The 19,409-nt window shown below is 68.2% G+C and carries 19 protein-coding genes and 2 tRNA genes; 15 read left to right on the top strand and 6 right to left on the bottom strand.

Annotated features, from left to right (window positions below; translation table 11 throughout):
• The first annotated feature begins 57 nt into the window (after positions 1-57).
• Positions 58-306: a preprotein translocase subunit SecG gene (gene secG, locus ACWGO6_RS12385; protein WP_029261623.1), complete on the top strand. Its 249-nt coding sequence runs from the start codon at positions 58-60 to the stop codon at positions 304-306.
• On the top strand, positions 306-659 hold the full coding sequence (locus ACWGO6_RS12380; RefSeq protein ID WP_017830291.1) for an RNA polymerase-binding protein RbpA: 354 nt from the start codon (positions 306-308) through the stop codon (positions 657-659). The genes secG and ACWGO6_RS12380 overlap by 1 nt, the downstream gene beginning before the upstream one ends.
• Before the next feature lie 74 nt (positions 660-733).
• Here ACWGO6_RS12380 and ACWGO6_RS12375 read toward each other — a convergent pair whose 3' ends face one another.
• Positions 734-1,969, bottom strand: coding sequence for a zinc metalloprotease (locus ACWGO6_RS12375; RefSeq protein ID WP_136042129.1), 1,236 nt, complete (start codon positions 1,967-1,969; stop codon positions 734-736).
• Between the two features lie 126 nt (positions 1,970-2,095).
• Positions 2,096-2,166, bottom strand: a tRNA-Gly gene (locus ACWGO6_RS12370).
• Between the two features lie 123 nt (positions 2,167-2,289).
• Here ACWGO6_RS12370 and ACWGO6_RS12365 point away from each other — a divergent pair.
• The 10 genes from ACWGO6_RS12365 (at position 2,290) to clpX (ending at position 11,647) form a co-directional block, all read left to right on the top strand.
• Positions 2,290-2,363, top strand: a tRNA-Pro gene (locus ACWGO6_RS12365).
• 62 nt (positions 2,364-2,425) lie between these two features.
• A complete protein-coding gene (gene tig / locus ACWGO6_RS12360) occupies positions 2,426-3,904 on the top strand; it encodes a trigger factor (protein ID WP_136042128.1) in 1,479 nt (492 codons plus the stop codon).
• A 71-nt stretch (positions 3,905-3,975) separates the two neighbouring features.
• Positions 3,976-4,470 carry a tetratricopeptide repeat protein gene (locus ACWGO6_RS12355; RefSeq protein WP_136042127.1) on the top strand — a complete coding sequence of 165 codons (495 nt, stop codon included), beginning with the start codon at positions 3,976-3,978 and terminating at the stop codon, positions 4,468-4,470.
• An 81-nt stretch (positions 4,471-4,551) separates the two neighbouring features.
• Positions 4,552-5,148, top strand: a complete 597-nt coding sequence (locus ACWGO6_RS12350; RefSeq protein ID WP_017830295.1) for an ATP-dependent Clp protease proteolytic subunit — start codon at positions 4,552-4,554, stop codon at positions 5,146-5,148.
• 20 nt (positions 5,149-5,168) lie between these two features.
• The gene (locus ACWGO6_RS12345; RefSeq protein WP_021201511.1) at positions 5,169-5,810 is read left to right on the top strand and encodes an ATP-dependent Clp protease proteolytic subunit; all 642 of its coding nucleotides are present in this window, start codon (positions 5,169-5,171) and stop codon (positions 5,808-5,810) included.
• Positions 5,811-5,964: 154 nt separating this feature from the next.
• On the top strand, positions 5,965-6,900 hold the full coding sequence (locus tag ACWGO6_RS12340) for a sugar-binding transcriptional regulator (RefSeq protein ID WP_240745082.1): 936 nt from the start codon (positions 5,965-5,967) through the stop codon (positions 6,898-6,900).
• Between the two features lie 29 nt (positions 6,901-6,929).
• Entirely contained in the window at positions 6,930-7,898 is a 969-nt protein-coding gene (gene deoC / locus ACWGO6_RS12335) for a deoxyribose-phosphate aldolase (RefSeq protein ID WP_446724545.1), read from the top strand.
• A gap of 13 nt (positions 7,899-7,911) precedes the next feature.
• Positions 7,912-9,354: an aldehyde dehydrogenase family protein gene (locus ACWGO6_RS12330; RefSeq protein ID WP_136042125.1), complete on the top strand. Its 1,443-nt coding sequence runs from the start codon at positions 7,912-7,914 to the stop codon at positions 9,352-9,354.
• On the top strand, positions 9,351-10,202 hold the full coding sequence (locus tag ACWGO6_RS12325) for an aldehyde dehydrogenase family protein (protein ID WP_136042124.1): 852 nt from the start codon (positions 9,351-9,353) through the stop codon (positions 10,200-10,202). The genes ACWGO6_RS12330 and ACWGO6_RS12325 overlap by 4 nt, the downstream gene beginning before the upstream one ends.
• A gap of 176 nt (positions 10,203-10,378) precedes the next feature.
• Entirely contained in the window at positions 10,379-11,647 is a 1,269-nt protein-coding gene (gene clpX / locus ACWGO6_RS12320; protein WP_136042123.1) for an ATP-dependent Clp protease ATP-binding subunit ClpX, read from the top strand.
• A 6-nt stretch (positions 11,648-11,653) separates the two neighbouring features.
• On the opposite strand, the gene ACWGO6_RS12315 is transcribed toward clpX, so the two are convergent.
• Both ACWGO6_RS12315 and ACWGO6_RS12310 read right to left on the bottom strand, forming a co-directional pair.
• Positions 11,654-12,151: a GyrI-like domain-containing protein gene (locus tag ACWGO6_RS12315; protein ID WP_136042122.1), complete on the bottom strand. Its 498-nt coding sequence runs from the start codon at positions 12,149-12,151 to the stop codon at positions 11,654-11,656.
• 80 nt (positions 12,152-12,231) lie between these two features.
• Entirely contained in the window at positions 12,232-14,283 is a 2,052-nt protein-coding gene (locus ACWGO6_RS12310) for a M3 family metallopeptidase (protein WP_452326847.1), read from the bottom strand.
• A gap of 137 nt (positions 14,284-14,420) precedes the next feature.
• On the opposite strand from ACWGO6_RS12310, the gene ACWGO6_RS12305 reads away from it, so the two are divergent.
• Both ACWGO6_RS12305 and ACWGO6_RS12300 read left to right on the top strand, forming a co-directional pair.
• Positions 14,421-15,044: an ArsR/SmtB family transcription factor gene (locus ACWGO6_RS12305; RefSeq protein WP_452326846.1), complete on the top strand. Its 624-nt coding sequence runs from the start codon at positions 14,421-14,423 to the stop codon at positions 15,042-15,044.
• Complete coding sequence (locus ACWGO6_RS12300) at positions 15,041-15,259, top strand: hypothetical protein (RefSeq protein WP_136042119.1); 219 nt, start codon at positions 15,041-15,043, stop codon at positions 15,257-15,259. Before ACWGO6_RS12305 ends, ACWGO6_RS12300 begins: the two co-directional genes overlap by 4 nt.
• 109 nt (positions 15,260-15,368) lie before the next feature.
• Here the strand turns inward: ACWGO6_RS12300 and ACWGO6_RS12295 are convergent, their stop codons facing one another.
• Complete coding sequence (locus tag ACWGO6_RS12295; protein WP_136042118.1) at positions 15,369-15,584, bottom strand: hypothetical protein; 216 nt, start codon at positions 15,582-15,584, stop codon at positions 15,369-15,371.
• Positions 15,584-18,199 (bottom strand): valine--tRNA ligase, encoded by a 2,616-nt coding sequence (gene valS, locus ACWGO6_RS12290; RefSeq protein WP_136042117.1) that lies wholly within the window; start codon positions 18,197-18,199, stop codon positions 15,584-15,586. Before valS ends, ACWGO6_RS12295 begins: the two co-directional genes overlap by 1 nt.
• A 157-nt stretch (positions 18,200-18,356) precedes the next feature.
• Here valS and ACWGO6_RS12285 point away from each other — a divergent pair, with 157 nt between their 5' ends.
• Positions 18,357-19,406 carry a P1 family peptidase gene (locus ACWGO6_RS12285; RefSeq protein ID WP_452326845.1) on the top strand — a complete coding sequence of 350 codons (1,050 nt, stop codon included), beginning with the start codon at positions 18,357-18,359 and terminating at the stop codon, positions 19,404-19,406.
• Positions 19,407-19,409: the final 3 nt, after the last annotated feature.

Below are 19,409 nucleotides of genomic sequence, written 5' to 3'. Positions count from 1 at the left end.
GCACCGTATACTTGACCGTTACGGGGGCGTTCCGGCCCCAGCGAAAGGCTCTTTCTCGTGGCAATTCTCGAGTTCGTCCTGCAGGTCGTGCTGGGCATCACCAGCGTTCTGCTGACCCTCCTCATCCTCCTGCACAAAGGTCGCGGCGGTGGACTGTCCGACATGTTCGGTGGCGGCATGACCTCTGCGGTCGGCTCCTCCGGTCTCGCGGAGCGGAACCTCAACCGCTTCACCGTCGTCCTGGCACTGACATGGTTCGTCGCCATCGTCGCGCTGGGCCTCATCACGAAATTCGAGGTCATCTGATGGCTACCGGTGGAAACGCCATCCGCGGCACCCGCGTGGGCTCCGGCCCGATGGGCGAACAGGATCACGGCTACCACGCCGATCGCATCGCGGTCTCGTACTGGGACGGTCTCGGCAACGAGACCGTGCGCTACTTCGCCGCGGGGCTCCCGGAAGAGGAGATCCCCGAGACGATCGACCACCCGCAGTCGGGTCTCCCGGCCGGGCGCGACAAGGAGAACCCTCCTGCTCTCGCGAAGGCGGAGCCGTACAAGACGCACCTCGCGTATGTGAAGGAGCGTCGCACCGACGAGGAGGCCGTCCAGCTTCTCGACGACGCGCTCACGCAGCTGCGCGAGCGTCGGGGGCAGTGACCTCGACCTGACGTCGAAGAGGCCGCCGTGAGTGATCACGGCGGCCTCTTCTGTCACGCGGTCGCGCTGTGCGCTCAGCGGCAGCCCGCGGCGGCGTCGATGTACTCCTGCGGCGGGTATCCATAGGCCCAGACGCCGTTGGCATCGTCGGTGTAGCCCATGCTGATGGCCCACGCGGTGGCCCACTTCTCGATGCTGTCCTGCGTCGAGGAGTCGTACATGTCCTGGCACTTCACGCTGATCGCGTGACCCACCTCGTGTGCGACGAGCGCCTTGCTCCGCTCTGCCGGCCACTGCTCGGCCACCGAGTCGGAGAGCTCGATGTTCGCGCGTCCGGGGTCGTCCCACCACCAGGTGGTGTACCCGCCCATGCTTCCGTTGTAGCCCGCGCCGTTGACCACGGGGGACCAGTCGAACTCGAGCAGCACGCCCGGTGCGAGGGAACGGGCGAACGCCTCGATCTCCAGCCGCGCGCCCTGCAGCGGCCCCGACTTCTCGGCCAGTTCCTCGGACTCCGTCGCGATGATCTGAGCGCCGGCGTCCTGCAGCGCGACATACGTGGTCGCCGCCTTGGCGTCGATGCGCTTCACGGCCAGTGCATCCGCCGCGGCGTCTCGGAGCGCGATCACGGCGTCGTTGCGCGCGGAGAGGTGTGCCGCCTCGAACCCCGCTGCCGCCTCAGCCGCTGCGGACAGCACGGCCAATCCACTCTCCTGGACGGCGTCCTCGGCCTCGGCCGCATTCTCGGACGCATCTTGGAGGTCCCGCACCAGATCCTCGAGGGAGTTCTCGTCATCGGCCAGCTCCGCGGATTCTCCGATCAGCTCCCAGAACCAGACCGGCTTCTCTCCCGGAGACGGGAATGCGGTGGCGTCGAGCGTCTCCGCGGCAGCTCCTGTCTCCTCGCCCTTGGCGACGGCGGTGGACAGCGCCGATACGGCATCCTCCGGCACGGCGATCCGCGCATCGGTCACGTCCAGGATGACGTGGCCGGCATCCGTCGCCTGTGTGAGCGCGTCACGGGTGTGATCGGTTTCCGCCTTCACCGCCGTCGCGGTGCGGAGGGTGTCGTCGAGTCGGTCAGCGGTGTCGTCGTAACCGAGATTCGCGGACAGCTGCGTGATGCCCAGCGCAGCGATCACCGCTGCGCCCCCGAGGATGCCGACGACGAGGCCTCGGCGCGGGCGTCGGCGCTCCCGGGGGCCCGCGACGGGGCTCGGACTCGAAGAGAAGCGCGCCGGAAGCTCGTGGGCGCCGCGCGTCGGGGGGAGTGCGTGCGTCCCGGGGCCGGGCCGAAGCGGGGCGGTCACGTCGTGCCCATTTCGTTGTCGCCTTCCGGTCGGAGACTGCGTGCGTCGGTGCTGTCAGCGTATGGGACCGACCCCTGAGCATGCGAGAAGGCCCCCATCGTTTCCGATGAGGGCCTTCTGATCCGGAGGGGCTGACGGGAATCGAACCCGCATCATTAGTTTGGAAGACTAAGGCTTTACCACTAAGCTACAGCCCCGGATCCCCGCGGAATCTCGGGGACGGGCCGGATTTTCATCTCCGGACTCATCGATCATACCGGACAGTCGGGAGTGCTCCCGTCCGTTAGACTCGGTGGGGCTGAATCTGCGTGCGGATTCCCCGGGGCGTAGCTCAGCTTGGTAGAGCGCCCGCTTTGGGAGCGGGAGGTCGCAGGTTCAACTCCTGTCGCCCCGACACGGCCCCACGGACCTTACAGCCGCGATACCGCGCGGAAATCACAAGGAGAACACACCAGCATGGCGAACAGCACCGTCGAGAAGCTGACCCCGACCCGGGTCAAGCTCAGCATCACGGTCACCCCGGACGACCTCAAGCCCAGCATCACTCACGCCTACGAGCACATCGCTCAGGACGTGCAGATCCCCGGCTTCCGCAAGGGCAAGGTCCCGGCGCCCATCATCGATCAGCGCATCGGCCGCGGTGCGGTCATCGAGCACGCGGTGAACGAGGGCCTGGACAAGTTCTTCCGTGACGCCACGGTCGAGCACAAGCTGCGGGTCGTCGGTCGCCCGGCCGCCGACATCACGCAGTGGCCGAACGAGAAGGACTTCTCCGGCGACCTGCTCGTCGACATCGAGGTGGACGTGCGCCCCGACATCGACCTGCCCGCCTACGACGACATCACCGTGACGGTCGACGCCATCGAGGCCGACGAGGCCGCACTGGATGCCGAGCTCGACAACATGCGCGCCCGTTTCGGCACGCTCGTCCCGGTCGACCGTCCGGCCGCCAAGGGCGACTTCGTCGAGCTCGACCTGGTCGCCACCATCGACGGCGCCGAGATCGACCGCGCCGAGGGCGTCTCCTACGAGATCGGCTCCGGCGAGCTGCTCGAGGGCATCGACGACGCGATCGAGTCGCTCACCGCCGGTGAGGACACCACGTTCCGCTCGGCCCTCGTGGGCGGCGACCACGCCGGTTCCGAGGCCGAGGTCTCCGTGACCGTCAAGGCCGTCAAGGAGCGCGAGCTTCCCGAGGCTGACGACGACTTCGCGCAGATCGCGAGCGAGTTCGACACCATCGCAGAGCTCCGCGAGAGCCTGGCCGAGCGCGTCGCGCAGCAGGGCGTCTTCACGCAGGGTTCCGCCGCGCGCGACAAGCTCGTCGAGGCGCTGCTCGAGAAGATCGAGATCCCGGTTCCGCCGCAGCTCATCGAGGACGAGGTGCACAACCACCTCGAGGGCGAAGGCCGCCTCGAGGACGACGTGCACCGCGCCGAGGTCACCGAGGCGAGCGAGAAGCAGTTCCGCACGCAGGTGCTGCTCGACACGATCGCCGAGCAGGCCGACGTGCAGGTCTCGCAGGAAGAGCTGAGCCAGTACCTGATCCAGTCGGCCGCGCAGTACGGCATGGCCCCGCAGGAGTTCGTCGAGGCGCTGCAGTCCTCGAACCAGCTCCCCGCGCTCGTCGGTGAGGTCGCCCGCAACAAGGCCCTCGCCATCGCGCTCGGCAAGGTCAAGGTCGTCGACAGCAACGGCAAGGCCGTCGACCTCTCCGACTTCATCGTCACGGACGATGAGGCTGCCGAGGGTGAGGCAGAAGCCGAGGAGAAGCCGGCCAAGAAGGCTCCGGCCAAGAAGGCGCCCGCGAAGAAGGCTCCGGCCAAGAAGGTCGACGCCGACGCTGCCGAGGAGCCCGCCGAGAAGAAGCCGGCTGCCAAGAAGCCTGCCGCCAAGAAGGCTCCGGCCAAGAAGGCGGCCGACAAGGCCGAGTGATCGGACACGATCCAGTGAAGAGGGCGGGTGCTGCGGCATCCGCCCTCTTTTCCATCCGAGGGAGAGCAGTGATGAAGACATGGGATGAGCGCATCGACGAGGTCTGGACGGATGCGTCGGGCGAAGAGGTCGGCGACGACACGATCGCGCGGATCGATGCCCTGGCCGCCGAGCGCGGGGCGGACGATGCACGCGCGGAGTTCGAACGAGCCGGCGCGCGGGACTCGGCGGGGAAGCCGGCCGAGGCCGTGGAGCTGTACCGCCGCGCGCTCGCGCTGGGGCTCGACGAGGAGCACCGCCCGCAGTGCGTGATCCAGCTGGCCAGCTCCCTGCGCAACCTGGGGGAGTACGACGAGGCTCTCGCCGTGATCCGCGCCGAGGAGGAGCTGTCGGCGGACGGGCCCTATCGCGACGCCGTCGCGACGGTCCATGCCCTCATCCTCGCGAGCGCCGGACGACCGGCGCAGGGGCTCTCGGTGGCACTGCTCGCGCTCGTGCCGCACCTCCCGCGGTACCACCGCTCGATGACGGCATACGCCCACGAGATCGCCGGCACCGACACCTGATATGCCGACGGCGAACACGGCCTGAGTGCTGCGTCGTCGCCGGTAGATTCGAATCACTGAAACACGGAATCAGGAGCTGACATGGCTGCAGAACCCCTCCTCGCAACGAGCGTCTTCGACAGGTTGCTGAAGGACCGCATCATCTGGCTCGGCTCGGAGGTGCGAGACGAGAACGCGAACGAGATCTGCGCGAAGATCCTTCTTCTCGCCGCAGAGGACTCCGAGCGAGACATCTACCTCTACGTGAACTCGCCTGGTGGCTCGATCACCGCGGGTATGGCGATCTACGACACGATGCAGTTCGTGCCGAACGACATCGTCACGGTCGGCATCGGCATGGCCGCATCGATGGGCCAGCTGCTGCTGACCGCGGGCACCAAGGGCAAGCGCTACATCACGCCCAACGCCCGGGTGCTGCTGCACCAGCCGCACGGTGGCTTCGGCGGTACGTCGAGCGACATCCAGACCCAGGCGCAGCTCATCATGTCGATGAAGAACCGCCTCGCCGAGATCACTGCGGCGCAGACCGGCAAGTCGGTCGAGCAGATCAACGCCGACGGTGACCGCGACCGCTGGTTCACCGCCGAGGAAGCGCTCGAGTACGGTTTCGTCGACCACATCCGCGAATCGGCCTCCGACGTCATCGGTGGCGGCGGAACCGACCAGGACACCGAGTAACGGAAAGCGAAAGGACGCTCATGTACACACCCACCTTCCGCTCAGCCGGTGACCTTCCTTCCAGCCGCTACGTGCTCCCGCAGTTCGAGGAGCGCACGGCCTACGGTTTCAAGCGCCAGGACCCGTACAACAAGCTGTTCGAGGACCGCGTGATCTTCCTCGGCGTGCAGGTCGACGACGCGTCTGCTGACGACGTCATGGCGCAGCTCCTCGTCCTGGAGAGCCAGGATGCCGAGCGCGACATCACGATGTACATCAACTCGCCCGGTGGCTCGTTCACCGCGATGACGGCGATCTACGACACGATGCAGTACGTCGCACCGCAGATCCAGACCGTCGTGCTCGGCCAGGCGGCATCCGCCGCGGCCGTGCTGCTCGCGGCCGGCGCACCCGGCAAGCGTCTCGCGCTGCCGAACGCCCGAGTGCTCATCCACCAGCCCGCGATGGGGGAGGCCGGTCACGGCCAGGCTTCCGACATCGAGATCCAGGCCGCGGAGATCCTCCGCATGCGGACCTGGCTCGAAGAGACCCTGGCCGGGCACACCAAGCGCACGCCGGAGCAGGTGAACCGCGACATCGATCGCGACAACATCCTCTCCGCCGCGCAGGCGCTCGAATACGGCATCGTCGACCAGGTGCTCACCACGCGCAAGCGCGTCTGAGACCGTTCGATCCAGAAGGGGCGTCCGTCATCACGACGGACGCCCCTTCTTCGTCCCCGGCGGATGTGCACTTGTTCCGCGGGCCATGCTCATATGAGCATTCGGATGCGCGAACGCGGATTTCGGCATACTCTGGACGAGGAAGGAGGATGCCGTGGAAGACGATCTGCTCATGGTTCGCGTCGCCGAGCTCTACTACGACGAGGACAAGACTCAGGACGAGATCGGTGGACTCCTCAAGATCTCCCGCTGGAAGGTCGGCCGACTCCTGGTGCAGGCCAAGGATCGCGGCATCGTGCGCATCGAGATCGTGCACCCGCGCGCCCGCCGGCTCGGTCTGGAGCGGATGCTGGTGGAGCGGTTCGGCCTCACGGATGCCGTCGTCGTGCCCGCGCCGGAAGGCGATGACGGGACGCTCGAACGCGTCGCACAGGCTGCCGCCGACTTCCTGACCGCACTGCGGCCGGTTCCGCGGACACTCGGCGTGAGCTGGGGCCGCACGCTCCGTGCCGTCGCCGAGGCGCTCCCCGACGGATGGGCCAACGGCGTCACCGTCGTGCAGCTCAACGGCGGCGTCAGCCTGAACCGCCGCTCAGGCGGTGCGGCCGGGCTGGCCGTCACGATCGCTCAGCGTGCATCCGGCCAGGTCTCACTGCTCCCGAGTCCCGCGATACTCGAACGCGTGGAGACCAAGCAGGCCATCGAGTCCGATCGCACGGTCGCGGCGGTTCTCGAAGAGGCAGCCGAGGCACAGGCGTTCCTGTTCACCGCGGGACCCTGCGACGCCTCGTCCGCCCATGTCGAGAACGGATACCTCACTGTCGAGGAGGTCGAGGAGCTCGCGCGCCGCGGAGCCGTCGGCGACGTTCTCGGCCGCTACGTCGACGCGGAGGGCAACATCGTCGACTCGCAGCTCGACGCCCGGACGGTCGGCGTATCGCTCGACCGGCTGCGCGGAGCCGCCCACGCGATCTTCGTCACCGCCGGCCCCGCCAAGCACGACATCGCACGCACGGTCGTGACCAGCGGTCTGTGCGGCGTCCTGGTGACCGATGAGACCACAGCACGAGCATTGTTGGAGGAACAGTGACGACCACAGAAATCAGCCGCAGGACGGCGGTGGATGTCCTCGGCGGTGAGCCGGACGACGCCACCCTCCGTCGCTTCCTGCACGGGCTCCCCGGCGTCGACGCCGTCGGACTGGAGCAGCGCGCTGCCGGGCTCGGCACCCGCTCCATCAAGACCACCTCGAAGGCCTGGGCGCTCGACACCATCATCAAGCTGATCGACCTCACGACGCTCGAGGGTGCGGACACCCCCGGCAAGGTGCGCTCGCTCGTCGCCAAGGCGAAGACCCCGGATGCCGCCGACGCGTCGACTCCTCGGGTCGCAGCGGTGTGCGTCTACGGCGACATGGTGGACGACGCGGTCACCGCCCTCGGCAGCCTGCACGGCGACCCCGATGACGGTCTGATCTCGGTCGCCGCTGTGGCCACGGCGTTCCCGAGCGGCCGTGCGTCGCTCGCGATCAAGCTCGCCGACACCGCCGAGGCGGTCGCCGCCGGCGCGGACGAGATCGACATGGTCATCGACCGGGGAGCGTTCCTCTCCGGTCGCTACGGCCTCGTGTTCGACCAGATCGCTCAGGTGAAGGAAGCCTGCCGCCGCGAAGACGGCTCGTACGCCTCCCTCAAGGTGATCCTCGAGACCGGTGAGCTGAACACGTACGACAACATCAAGCGCGCCTCGTGGCTCGGCATCCTGGCCGGAGGGGACTTCATCAAGACCTCGACCGGAAAGGTGCAGCCGGCCGCGACCCTGCCGACCACTCTGCTGATGCTCGAGACGGTGCGCGACTGGCACCGTGGCACGGGCGAGAAGATCGGCGTGAAGCCCGCCGGCGGCATCCGCTCGTCGAAGGACGCGGTGAAGTACCTCGTCACGGTCGCCGAGACCGTGGGGGAGGAGTGGCTCCAGCCGCACCTGTTCCGTTTCGGCGCCTCCAGCCTTCTCAACGATGTGCTCCTGCAGCGTCAGAAGCTCAGCTCCGGCCATTACTCGGGCCCCGACTACGTCACGATCGACTGACGGGAAGACGAACATGTCATTTCTGGAATACGCTCCGGCACCGGAGTCCACCGCGGTTCTGAACCTCAAGAGCAGCTACGGGCTGTTCATCGACGGCGAGTTCGTCGACGGCTCTGGCGCATCGTTCAACACGATCTCCCCGGCGACCGAGAAGCACATCGCCGAGATATCCTCCGCGAGCGACGAAGACGTGGACCGTGCGGTCAAGGCGGCGCGTCGCGCCTACGAGAAGACCTGGTCGCGGATGAGCGGTCGCGACCGCGGCAAGTACCTGTTCCGCATCGCGCGACTCGTGCAGGAGCGGGCCCGCGAGCTCGCCGTCGCGGAGAGCCTCGACAACGGGAAGCCGATCAAGGAGAGCCGCGACGTCGACGTGCCGCTCGTCGCCTCCTGGTTCTTCTACTACGCGGGCTGGGCGGACAAGCTCGATCACGCCGGACTCGGCGCGAACCCCCAGGCTCTCGGCGTTGCCGGACAGATCATCCCGTGGAACTTCCCGCTGCTCATGCTCGCGTGGAAAATCGCTCCCGCCCTCGCCGCCGGCAACACCGTCGTCCTCAAGCCCGCCGAGACCACGCCGCTCACGGCACTGATCTTCGCGGAGATCCTGCAGCAGGCGGATCTTCCGGCCGGTGTCGTGAACATCGTCACCGGAGCCGGTGCCACGGGGTCGACCCTCGTGCGCCACCCCGATGTGGACAAGGTCGCCTTCACGGGCTCGACCGGTGTCGGTCGCGACATCGCACGCGCGGTGGCCGGAACGAAGAAGAAGGTGACCCTCGAGCTCGGCGGCAAGGCTGCGAACATCGTGTTCGATGACGCTCCGATCGACCAGGCCGTCGAGGGCATCGTCAACGGCATCTTCTTCAACCAGGGCCACGTCTGCTGCGCGGGGAGCCGCCTGCTGGTTCAGGAGTCGATCCACGACGAGGTCGTCGACCGGCTCAAGACGCGCCTGTCGACGCTGCGCCTCGGCGACCCGCTCGACAAGAACACCGACATCGGGGCGATCAACTCCGCCGCTCAGCTGGCTCGGATCCGCGAGCTGAGCGACATCGGCGAGGCTGAGGGTGCGGAGCGCTGGACGGCTGACTGCGCGATCCCCGAGCAGGGTTTCTGGTTCGCTCCGACGATCTTCACCGGTGTCGAGGCGTCTCACCGCATCGCCCGCGACGAGGTCTTCGGCCCGGTGCTCTCGGTGCTCACCTTCCGCACGCCGGCCGAGGCCGTCGCGAAGGCGAACAACACGCCTTACGGCCTCTCGGCCGGCATCTGGTCCGACAAGGGGTCGCGCATCCTCGCGGTGGCCGACCGGCTCCGTGCCGGGGTCATCTGGGCCAACACGTTCAACCGATTCGATCCGTCGAGCCCGTTCGGTGGATACAAGGAGTCCGGGTACGGCCGCGAGGGCGGACGTCAGGGTCTCACCGCCTACCTCAAGGGAGCCGCAGCATGAGCAAGCGTCTGACCGTCCCGAAGACGTACAAGCTGGCGATCGGCGGGGCTTTCCCGCGCAGCGAGTCCGGCCGCACGTACGAGGTGCTCACGCCCAAGGGCGCGTTCCTCGCCAACGCGGCGAAGGGCTCGCGCAAGGACGCCCGCGACGCCGTGGTGGCTGCGCGCGCTGCGGTCAAGGGCTGGTCCGGAGCGACCGCCTACAACCGCGGTCAGGTGCTCTACCGTGTGGCCGAGGTGCTCGAGGGGCGGCGTGCGCAGTTCATCGACGAGATCGTCGCGCAGCAGGGGCTCTCGTCCTCCGCCGCGGCCACGCAGGTGGACGACGCCATCGACCTCTGGGTCTGGTACGCCGGGTGGTGCGACAAGTACGCCCAGGTGGCGGGTAACGCGAACCCGGTCTCGGGGCCGTACTTCAACATCTCGGTTCCGGAGCCGACGGGCGTCGTGGCGATCGTCGCGCCCCAGGATTCCGCGCTGCTGGGCTTGGTCTCGGTCGTCGCGCCGGCCCTCGTGGCGGGCAACACGGTCGTGGTGGTCGCCAGCGAGCGGCATCCGCTCTCTGCCATCAGTCTCGCCGAGGTCCTGGCCACCAGCGACGTCCCCGGCGGCGTCGTCAACGTGCTCACCGGTTCGCCCGCGGAGATCGCCCCGTGGCTGGCCTCGCACCAGGACGTGAACGCCCTGGACTTGGCCGGTGCCGGCGACCTCGACTGGGTCGACATGCAGATCGCGGCCGCCGACACTCTCAAGCGCGTGCTCACGCCCGGCGAGGTCGTAGCCTCACCCGAGCGGATCGGCGCCTTCACCGAGGTGAAGACGGTCTGGCACACGAAGAGCATGGTCTGAGCCCTCTGCCGATCTCGTGAGGGGTCGGGAATCGTCGCCTCGGAACCGGGGAACGTGGCGGTTCCCGACCCCTCACGTGTCGCGACCCGACGCCGAGTACGTTCCAATGCGGCCCAGTGTCGTATGCAGCGGTTAGGCTCGAAGAACGATCTCTGATCCCCCATAGGAGGACGCGCATGGCCCGCATCGGTGAAAGCGCTGACCTGTTCAAATGCTCTTTCTGCGGAAAGAGTCAGAAGCAGGTCCAGCAGCTGATCGCCGGACCCGGCGTGTACATCTGCGACGAGTGCGTCGAGCTCTGCAACGAGATCATCGAAGAGCGCATGGCCGAGTCCTCCGGCGACGGTGTCGCGGAGTTCGAGCTGCCCAAGCCGCGCGAGATCTTCTCGTTCCTCGAGGAGTACGTCGTCGGTCAGGAGCCCGCCAAGCGCGCTCTCGCCGTCGCCGTGTACAACCACTACAAGCGCGTCCGTGCCCACGGCACGCTGCAGACCGCCGAGCAGCGGGCTGAAGAGGTCGAGATCGCGAAGAGCAACATCCTGCTCATCGGCCCGACCGGCTGCGGCAAGACCTACCTCGCGCAGACACTCGCCAAGCGTCTCAACGTGCCCTTCGCCGTGGCCGACGCCACCGCCCTCACCGAGGCCGGTTACGTCGGTGAGGATGTCGAGAACATCCTTCTCAAGCTCATCCAGGCCGCCGACTACGACGTCAAGCGCGCCGAGCAGGGCATCATCTACATCGACGAGGTCGACAAGATCGCCCGCAAGGCCGAGAACCCGTCGATCACTCGCGACGTGTCAGGCGAGGGTGTGCAGCAAGCGCTGCTGAAGATCATCGAGGGCACGGTCGCGTCGGTTCCGCCGCAGGGCGGCCGCAAGCACCCGCACCAGGAGTTCCTGCAGATCGACACGTCGAACGTGCTGTTCATCGTCGCGGGAGCGTTCGCCGGACTCGAAGACATCGTGTCCGCACGGGTCGGCAAGCACGGGATCGGCTTCGGTGCTCCGCTGCACGACAAGGGCAAGGATCTCGACCTGTTCAGCGAGGTGCTCCCCGAAGACCTGCACAAGTTCGGCCTGATCCCCGAGTTCATCGGCCGCCTCCCTGTCGTCACCTCGGTCTCGCCGCTCGACCAGGCCGCGCTCATCGACATCCTGACCGGCCCGCGCAATGCGCTGGTGAAGCAGTATCAGCGCATGTTCGAGATCGACGGCGTCCAGCTCGAGTTCGAAGAAGAGGCTCTGCGCTCGATCGCGGACCTCGCTGTCGAACGCAAGACCGGCGCCCGAGGGCTCCGTGCCATCCTCGAAGACGTCCTCGGCCCGATCATGTTCGAGATTCCCTCCGCAGAAGACGTCGCCAAGGTCATCGTCACCCGCGCGGCCGTCGACGAGGGCGCGCCGCCCACCATCGTGATGGAGCGCAAGCGCAAGAGCGCCTGACCTCGATCAGCCCAGCGGCATGATCAGGTCGGTGCGCAACTCTGCCGGCGCCGTGCCGGGGTCGGACACGTAGACCTCGATCCAGATGCCACCGGGGCGTTCCCCCTCCGCGCCAGCGCGTTCGACGAGCCCTGCCCATCCGGCACCGAGCCCGTCGTAGGAGCCGAAGACGGTGGTCGCGACGGCCGGACCGGCGGGCAGAGTCGAGGCGACGATGACGCTTTCGCTCGCCGTCGGCAGCGGCGTCTCCGGCGCCGTCCGCACGGGGAAGCCGAGCTCGAGGTCGAAGACGTCCATCGGGTCGCCGTAGTAGATCGCGAGGGCGGGCCCGGTCGGGGTCAGTACGTCGCCGGCGAACGTGAGCGCGATCGCCGAGTAGCCGGCGTCGAACGCGTCCGGAAGATCGGCGATGCGGATGGCCTTGTGACGGATCACCGCGAGTGGAACAGCGTCGAGGTCGAGGCGGTCAGCGGGGCCGAACGGCGCGTCGGGGAAAGCGTTCATGCGCTCAGGGTCTCACGACGGTGAGACCAGGTCCACGGAATCCGGGGCAGCAGCCTCCACTCGGCGATCACCCGTGCACCTCAGCCGCCGAGGCCTCGACGCTTCAGCAGCGGCTCGATCTCGGCATCCCGACCGCGGAAGTCGCGGTACGCCTCCAGGGGGTCCTTCGAGCCGCCGACCCCGAGCAGACGTGTGCGGAATCGATCGCCGTTGGCGCGCGTGAGCCCGCCGTTCTCCCGGAACCAGTCGACGGTGTCGGCGTCGAGCACCTCGCTCCAGATGTAGGAGTAGTAGCCCGCGCTGTACCCTCCGGAGAAGACGTGCGCGAAGTACGTGGATGAGTAGCGGGTGGGGACAGCCGGGTCGTCGAGGCCGATGTCGGCGAGGGCGGCGGCCTCGAACGCGGCGACGTCGTCGATCTCCGCGTCGACGCCCAGCCGGTGCCAGGCCTGGTCCAGCCAGGCGGCGGCCAGATACTCGCTCGTCGCGTGGCCCTGATCGAAGGTCTCGGTCGCGCGAAGACGCTCGACGATCGCGGGGTCGAGCGGTTCGCCGGTCTCGTGGTGTCTGGCGTAGTTGTCGAGGACCTCGGGCCACAGGATCCACATCTCGTTCACCTGGCTCGGGAACTCGACGAAGTCGCGGAACACGTTCGTGCCGGCGAAGTGCGGGTAGGTCACCGTCGCGAAGAGTCCGTGGAGGGCGTGACCGAACTCGTGGAACAGGGTCGTGACCTCGTCGAGGGTCAGCAGCGTGGGCTCGCCTTCGCCGGGGAGTGGCACGTTGAGATTGTTGACGACGACGGGCGCGGTGCCGCGCAGTCGGGACTGACTCACGATCGCGTTCATCCAGGCCCCACCGCGCTTCGAATCGCGCGTGTAGAGGTCGAGGACGTACAGGCCGACGGGGGTGCCGTCGTCGTTGCGCACCTCGAACACCCGAGCGCCGGGGTGGTAGGCCGCGAGGTCGTGACGTTCGGAGAACGTCACCCCGTACAGCCGCGTCGCGGCGAAGAAGACACCGTCCTGCAGGACGCGCTCCGCCTCGAACCACGGGCGCAGCGCGCTGGTGTCGATGTCGTACCGGGCCGTGCGCACCCGTTCGGTGTAATACGCCCAGTCATGGGCCTCCACCGAGAACGGCGTCGCTTCGGTCTCATCGACGATCGCCTGCAGTGCGGCGTGCTCCGCGCTTGCGTTACGTGCGGAGGGCGTGGCGAGCCGGCGCAGCATCCGCTCGACGGCATCCGGGGTCCCGGCCGTCTCGTCGTCGGTGACGTACGCGGCATGCGACTCATATCCCAGAAGCGCGGCCCGCTCCGCCCGCAACCGCGCGATCTCGAGCAGCACAGGGCGGTTGTCATTCGCGTTGTCGCGGGATCCGCGCGCGAGGGACGCGGCCATGATGCGCCGCCGCGACTCCCGGACGCGCAACTGAGCCAGGGCTGGGTGCCCGGTGAACAGCGGCAGCGTGATGAGGAGCTTGCCCTCGAGCCCCCGGTCCGCCGCCGCACGTGCTGCGGCCGACAGCTCGCCGGCGCTTAGTCCATCGAGTTCGGCGGGGGAGTCGAACACGACGGCGAGGTCGTTCGTGTCGTTCAGCAGGTTGCGCTCGAAGGTGTTGGTCAGCGTCGACAGCTTCTGATTCAGCGCGGTCAGCCGTTCCTTGGCGCTGTCGTCGAGACCGGCACCCGCGTGCGTCATCTCGCGGTGGTGGCGCTCCACGAGATAGCGCTGCTCGGCATCGAGGCCGAGAGCGTCCCGTTGCTCGAACACCTGCTGCACTCGCCAATACAGCTGGGCGTCCAGGGTGATCGCGTCCTGGTGGGCGGCCATGAGGGGTGCGAGCTGCTCGTCGATCTCCTGGATCTCGGGTGTCGCATCCGCGGAACTGACCGTGTAGAAGGCGTGGGCGACGCGGTCGAGCAGTTCGCCCGAGCGTTCGAGCGCCTCGATCGTGTTCTCGAAGGTCGGCATCGATCGCACCATCGTGATCCGGGCGACCTCGCGGAGCTGCTCCTCGAATCCGGCCTGGAACGCCGGGAGATAGTGCTCGGGTCGGATCGCGGAGTAGTCGGGGAGTCCGAAGGGGAGGGTCGACGGCTGCAGCAGCGGATTCGTGGCGTCGGTCATCCTCCGAGCCTATCCACGAGACGGTCTGTGCTCAGCAACCTTCGCCCCGCAGGCGCGTCACCGTCCGATGCGGCCGCAAAGATTTCTTTGCAAACAAACACTTGCAAAGAACCCTTTGCAACGGTATCTTTGCATACATGACGAACGAGACGCAGGTACGGACGCTCGACGCCGGGGCGCTGAAGGCGCTGGCGCACCCGCTGCGGGTGAAGATCTTCGACCTGCTCGCCGCGCATGGCCCGCAGACCGCCAGCTCGCTGGCGGCACTGGTGGGGGAGACTTCCGGATCGACCAGCTACCACCTTCGCGCTCTCGCCGCGCATGATCTCATCGAGGAGGTCGAGGGCCGAGGCACCGCACGCGAGCGGTGGTGGGATCGCCCGAAGGGGCGGATCGATGTGCCCGGCCCCGACGACATGACCTCGCCCGCCAACCGCGCCGCCGCGCAGATCGTCAACTCGGAGTTCTTCCGCCTGCGTCACGAGACTCTGATGGCGTACGTCAACCGCTCTCAGGCGGACGTGCCCGAGGCGTGGCGCGACGCCGGCATCATCATGACCACACACCTCGACCTCACTCCGGAGCAGGCATCAGCGCTGCGCGATGAGCTCGAGGCGATCGTCGAGCGCTCGATCGAGCGCTACCGGGGTCAGACCGGCCCCGACGTCCGCCGCGTGTCGCTGCGGACCGAGCTCTTCGACCTGGGGAACGCGTCGACCCCGACATCCGCACCCGCTGCCGACATGGAGGAGGAATCATGACCAGCGCCACGCTTCAGCTGATGGCTCCGACCCACACCGAAGTTCGCCTGCTCCGGTTGGCCGACACGCTCACCGTGTGGGTGGAGCGCCGCGTCGCCCGCCGTGCCGAGCGGCGCGGGCAGGTTCTCGACAGGTTGCGGCAGCAGCAGACTCCGACACAGGACCCGCGGTCGTTGACCCGCGCGCTCGCGCAACTCGACATCCCGCGGTTCTGAAGGAATGGGAGACCGGACTCGGTGAGACGCAGAGACCCCCGTGTATCCGCGGAAGCGGAGTCACGGGGGTCTCGTCATCGACCGGAGCAGATGACCTGCGCGGGCCGACTCAGTCGGCGAAGGGGCGAGCGACGATCTCGCCCGAGGCGGCCTGGAAGACCTCCCAGCCGGCGTCGAGCTCGGCGATGGCGCGACCCTCGAGCCAGGTGAGGGTCCAGTGGCCGGTGAGACCCTTCGCTTCCACCTCGGCGATCGCCGGGCGCAGGGATGCGGGAACAGAGGCGGGTGCCTCGGATCCCGCGGCCCAACGTGTGCCGAGCTGCATCAGGAACCCTCGACCGGCGCGAGCTCGATCGCGGTGACCGCGAACTCCTCGGCCTCGCTGAACTCGAGCTCGGCGATACGGCCGACGGCGCGGAGGTCGTCGGCGGCGGCGCGGAGCGCCTCGAGCTTCGCAGCCGGAGCGGCGATCGCGGCGCGTGAGACCGGAGTCTTCTGCGACGCCTTCGCCTCGGTCTTCGCACGGCGGATGCCGATCAGCGCCTCACTCGCGGCGGCGAGCACGGCCGGGTCGCCGTCGATGCCGAGCGGCGTGGGCCACTCCGCCGTGTGCACGGACCCTTCCTCGAACCAGGACCAGGACTCTTCGGCCGCGAACGACAGCACGGGGGCGAGAAGGCGGAGGAGTGTCGACAGGGCCAGTCGCAGCGAGAGCGCTGCGGACGCCTGCCCGACATCGGCCTGGTTGTAGGCGCGCTCCTTCACGAGCTCGAGGTAGTCGTCGCAGAAGGTCCAGAAGAACGCCTCGGTCAGCTCCAGCGCGCGCGCCGCGTCGTACCGGTCGAATGCCTTGGTGGCCTCGGTCACCACTCCGTCGAGCGCGGTCAGCATCGATGCGTCCAGGGCATGCGTGACCTGTGCGCCCTCGGGCACGGGGAAGGACAGCACGAACTTGGCCGCATTGAGCACCTTGATCGCGAGGCGTCGACCGATCTTCACCTGCGTCGGGTTCTGCGGGTCGAACGCGGCATCCATACCGAGGCGACTCGAGGCGGCCCAGTAGCGCACCGCGTCGGAGCCGTGGGCCTCGAGCACATCGGCCGGGGTGACCACGTTGCCCTTGGACTTCGACATCTTCTTGCGGTCGGGGTCGACGATGAAGCCGGAGATCGCGGCGTTGCGCCACGGCGTCCGGTCGTCTTCGAGCGTCGAGCGCAGCATGGTCGAGAACAGCCAGGTGCGGATGATGTCCTGGCCCTGCGGGCGCAGGTCGAACGGCGCGGTGAGGTTCCAGAGCTCCTCGTCGCGCTGCCAGCCGCCGGCCAGCTGCGGCGTGAGCGACGACGTCGCCCAGGTGTCGAGGATGTCGGCCTCGGCGTCGAAGCCGCCGGCCACGCCGCGCTGGTCTTCGGTGTATCCGGCGGGAACATCGGTGGTCGGGTCGATCGGGAGCGTCGCCGCGTCGGGGGTGAGCACGCGGTCGTAGTCCCGCTCGCCGTTCTCGTCGAGGGCGTACCAGAGCGGGATCGGCACTCCGAAGAACCGCTGGCGCGACACCAGCCAGTCGCCGGTGAGGCCGCCGACCCAGTTCTCGTAGCGCACGCGCATGAACTCCGGGTGCCAGGCAAGTTCCTGTCCGTGTGCGATGAGCGTGTCGCGCAGCTCGCCGTCGCGGGCGCCGTTGCGGATGTACCACTGGCGGGTCGACACGATCTCGAGCGGGCGGTCACCCTTCTCGAAGAACTTCACCGCGTGATTGAACGGCTTGCCGACCGCCGTCATGTCGCCGGTCTCCTGCAGCTTCTCGACGATGGCCTTGCGCGCGCTGAAGACGGTCTTGCCCGCGAGCTCGTCGGTGTACCAGGAGATCGCATCCGGGTTCTCGACGGACGAGGGCGCCTCGGGGAGGAAGCGTCCGTCGAGGCCGATCGTGGTCATGTTCGGCAGCGGCTCGTTCTCGGTGGTGCGCAGCTCGCGCCACCACACGATGTCGGTGACGTCACCGAAGGTGCAGACCATCGCCGCTCCCGTGCCCTTGTCGGGCTGGGCGAGGTGGTGTCCGTGGATCTCGATCTCGGCGCCGAAGAACGGCGTCTTCACCTTCGTCCCGATGAGGTGCTTGTGCGGCCCCTCGGGGTGCGTGACGAGGGCGATGCACGCCGGCAGCAGCTCGGGACGCGTGGTGTCGATCGCGATCGATCCGGACCCGTCCGCGAAGGGAAATTCGATGGTGTGGTACGCGGCCTGCTGGTCGCGGTCCTCGAGCTCGGCCTGCGCGATGGCGGAGCGGAAGTCGATGTCCCACAGGGTCGGCGCGAGAGCCTGGTAGGCCTCGCCGCGCTCGATGTTGCGCAGGAATGCGAGCTGGCTCTGGCGGATCGTGTCGTCCGAGATCGTGCGGTAGGTCTGGGTCCAGTCCACGCTCAGTCCGAGCTGACGGAACAGCGCCTCGAACTGCTTCTCGTCCTCGATCGTGAGGCGCTCGCACAGCTCGATGAAGTTGCGGCGGCTGATGGGCTGCTGGTCGGCAGCACGGCTGGACTTGTTGTCGCCGCCCTCGAACGGGGGCGTGAAGTCGGCGTCGTAGGGGAGCGAGGGGTCGCACCGCACGCCGTAGTAGTTCTGCACCCGGCGCTCGGTGGGAAGGCCGTTGTCGTCCCAGCCCATCGGGTAGAACACGGTCTTGCCGCGCATGCGCTCGTACCGCGCCTTGACGTCGGTGTGCGTGTACGAGAACACGTGTCCGATGTGCAGGCTGCCGGATGCCGTCGGCGGCGGGGTGTCGATCGAGTACACGCCCTCACGGCCGGCCTGTGCCGCGCGCAGACGGTCGAACAGGTAGGTACCCTGCTCCGCCCAGGCGGCGTCCCACTTCGCTTCGAGACCTTCGAGTGCGGGCTTGTCGGGAATCCCGGTGGGAGTTGATTCGGAAGCAGGCATGGAGGTCTCCTCGAGCGATGTATGCGGCACTGTGTGAGCGTGCCTGAGTGTGGGTGTTCCGCCCAGTCTACCGAGCGATCCGAAGGCCGGCTGGACACGGTGGAGTCGTCCGGCGCGGTGCGGATGTCCGCTGCTCCGCCCCTGGAAGAATCGGAGCATGACACCGCTGTCGACCGCCTCCGCCCGTCCCCGCCTCGCCGACCTCGGTGTCTCGTCGGGGGCGTTCGCGCGCGGTGCGCAGAACGCCATCACCGATGTCGGCGGAGTCCGGGTCGGGCACGCCACGCTGCACGGCGACGGTCTCCACACCGGGGTCACCGCGATCGTGCCCGATGCCCTGACCGGGGAGCGCCGCAGCCTCCCCGCGAACCTCTCGGTCGGCAACGGCTACGGCAAGCTCGTCGGCGCCACGCAGCTCCGTGAGCTCGCCGCCCTGGAGACCCCGATCCTCCTCACATCGACCCTGTCGGTCTTCCGCGTCGCCGATGCGCTGCTCGGACACCTGCTGGCGACCCCGGAGCACGCGCGGACGACGACGCTGAACCCGGTCGTCGGGGAGACGAACGACGGCTTCCTCTCCGACATCCGGCGCCGGGCCGTCGGCGAGGAGCAGGTGGTCCAGGCGTTGGAGGCGGCGGCCGCCGGTCCCGTCGCGGAGGGGTGTGTCGGCGCCGGTGCGGGGACGGTCGCTCTCGGCTACAAGGGCGGCATCGGCACGTCATCCCGGCTCGTCGACGTCACGGGACAGACGCGCACGGTCGGTGCACTGGTGCAGACCAACTTCAGCGGGACGCTACGGATCGCGGGAGTGCCGCTCCCCGCCGAGGAGCTGCTGGCCGAGGCGGCAGCTCAGCCCGTCGGCAACTCGTGCATGATCGTGGTCGCCACGGATGCGCCCGTCGACGGACGCCAGCTCGGTCGCGTGGCAGGCCGCGCCGTGTTCGCGATGCGGGGTGTCGGCGCCGACTACGCGCAGGGCAGCGGCGACTACGCGATCGCGTTCTCGGTGCACGACCCGGCGCTCGGCGGGCCGGTGGCCGACGATGTACTGTCCCCGCTGTTCGCCGCCACTATGGATGCCGTGGAGGAGGCGCTGATCAACTCCGTGCTCGCCGCCGAGACGACCGTCGGCCCCGAGGGGCGGACCGCGCGTGCGGTGCCCATCGACCGGGTCCGGGAGAGACTCGCCCGCGCCGGCGCCGTCTGAGCT

The organism is Microbacterium sp. NPDC055665, assembly GCF_053618035.1.
The sequence above is the reverse complement of the archived record's forward strand: the minus strand, read 5'-3'. Positions and strand labels throughout refer to the sequence as shown.

Coding starts and splice junctions, on each gene's coding strand:
- ACWGO6_RS12380 (WP_017830291.1), top strand. CDS start 306: ATGGCTACCGGTGGAAACGCCATCCGCGGCACCCGCGTGGGCTCCGGC.
- tig (WP_136042128.1), top strand. CDS start 2,426: ATGGCGAACAGCACCGTCGAGAAGCTGACCCCGACCCGGGTCAAGCTC.
- ACWGO6_RS12355 (WP_136042127.1), top strand. CDS start 3,976: ATGAAGACATGGGATGAGCGCATCGACGAGGTCTGGACGGATGCGTCG.
- ACWGO6_RS12350 (WP_017830295.1), top strand. CDS start 4,552: ATGGCTGCAGAACCCCTCCTCGCAACGAGCGTCTTCGACAGGTTGCTG.
- ACWGO6_RS12345 (WP_021201511.1), top strand. CDS start 5,169: ATGTACACACCCACCTTCCGCTCAGCCGGTGACCTTCCTTCCAGCCGC.
- ACWGO6_RS12330 (WP_136042125.1), top strand. CDS start 7,912: ATGTCATTTCTGGAATACGCTCCGGCACCGGAGTCCACCGCGGTTCTG.
- ACWGO6_RS12325 (WP_136042124.1), top strand. CDS start 9,351: ATGAGCAAGCGTCTGACCGTCCCGAAGACGTACAAGCTGGCGATCGGC.
- clpX (WP_136042123.1), top strand. CDS start 10,379: ATGGCCCGCATCGGTGAAAGCGCTGACCTGTTCAAATGCTCTTTCTGC.
- ACWGO6_RS12315 (WP_136042122.1), bottom strand. CDS start 12,151: ATGAACGCTTTCCCCGACGCGCCGTTCGGCCCCGCTGACCGCCTCGAC.
- ACWGO6_RS12310 (WP_452326847.1), bottom strand. CDS start 14,283: ATGACCGACGCCACGAATCCGCTGCTGCAGCCGTCGACCCTCCCCTTC.
- ACWGO6_RS12305 (WP_452326846.1), top strand. CDS start 14,421: ATGACGAACGAGACGCAGGTACGGACGCTCGACGCCGGGGCGCTGAAG.
- ACWGO6_RS12300 (WP_136042119.1), top strand. CDS start 15,041: ATGACCAGCGCCACGCTTCAGCTGATGGCTCCGACCCACACCGAAGTT.
- ACWGO6_RS12295 (WP_136042118.1), bottom strand. CDS start 15,584: ATGCAGCTCGGCACACGTTGGGCCGCGGGATCCGAGGCACCCGCCTCT.
- valS (WP_136042117.1), bottom strand. CDS start 18,199: ATGCCTGCTTCCGAATCAACTCCCACCGGGATTCCCGACAAGCCCGCA.
- ACWGO6_RS12285 (WP_452326845.1), top strand. CDS start 18,357: ATGACACCGCTGTCGACCGCCTCCGCCCGTCCCCGCCTCGCCGACCTC.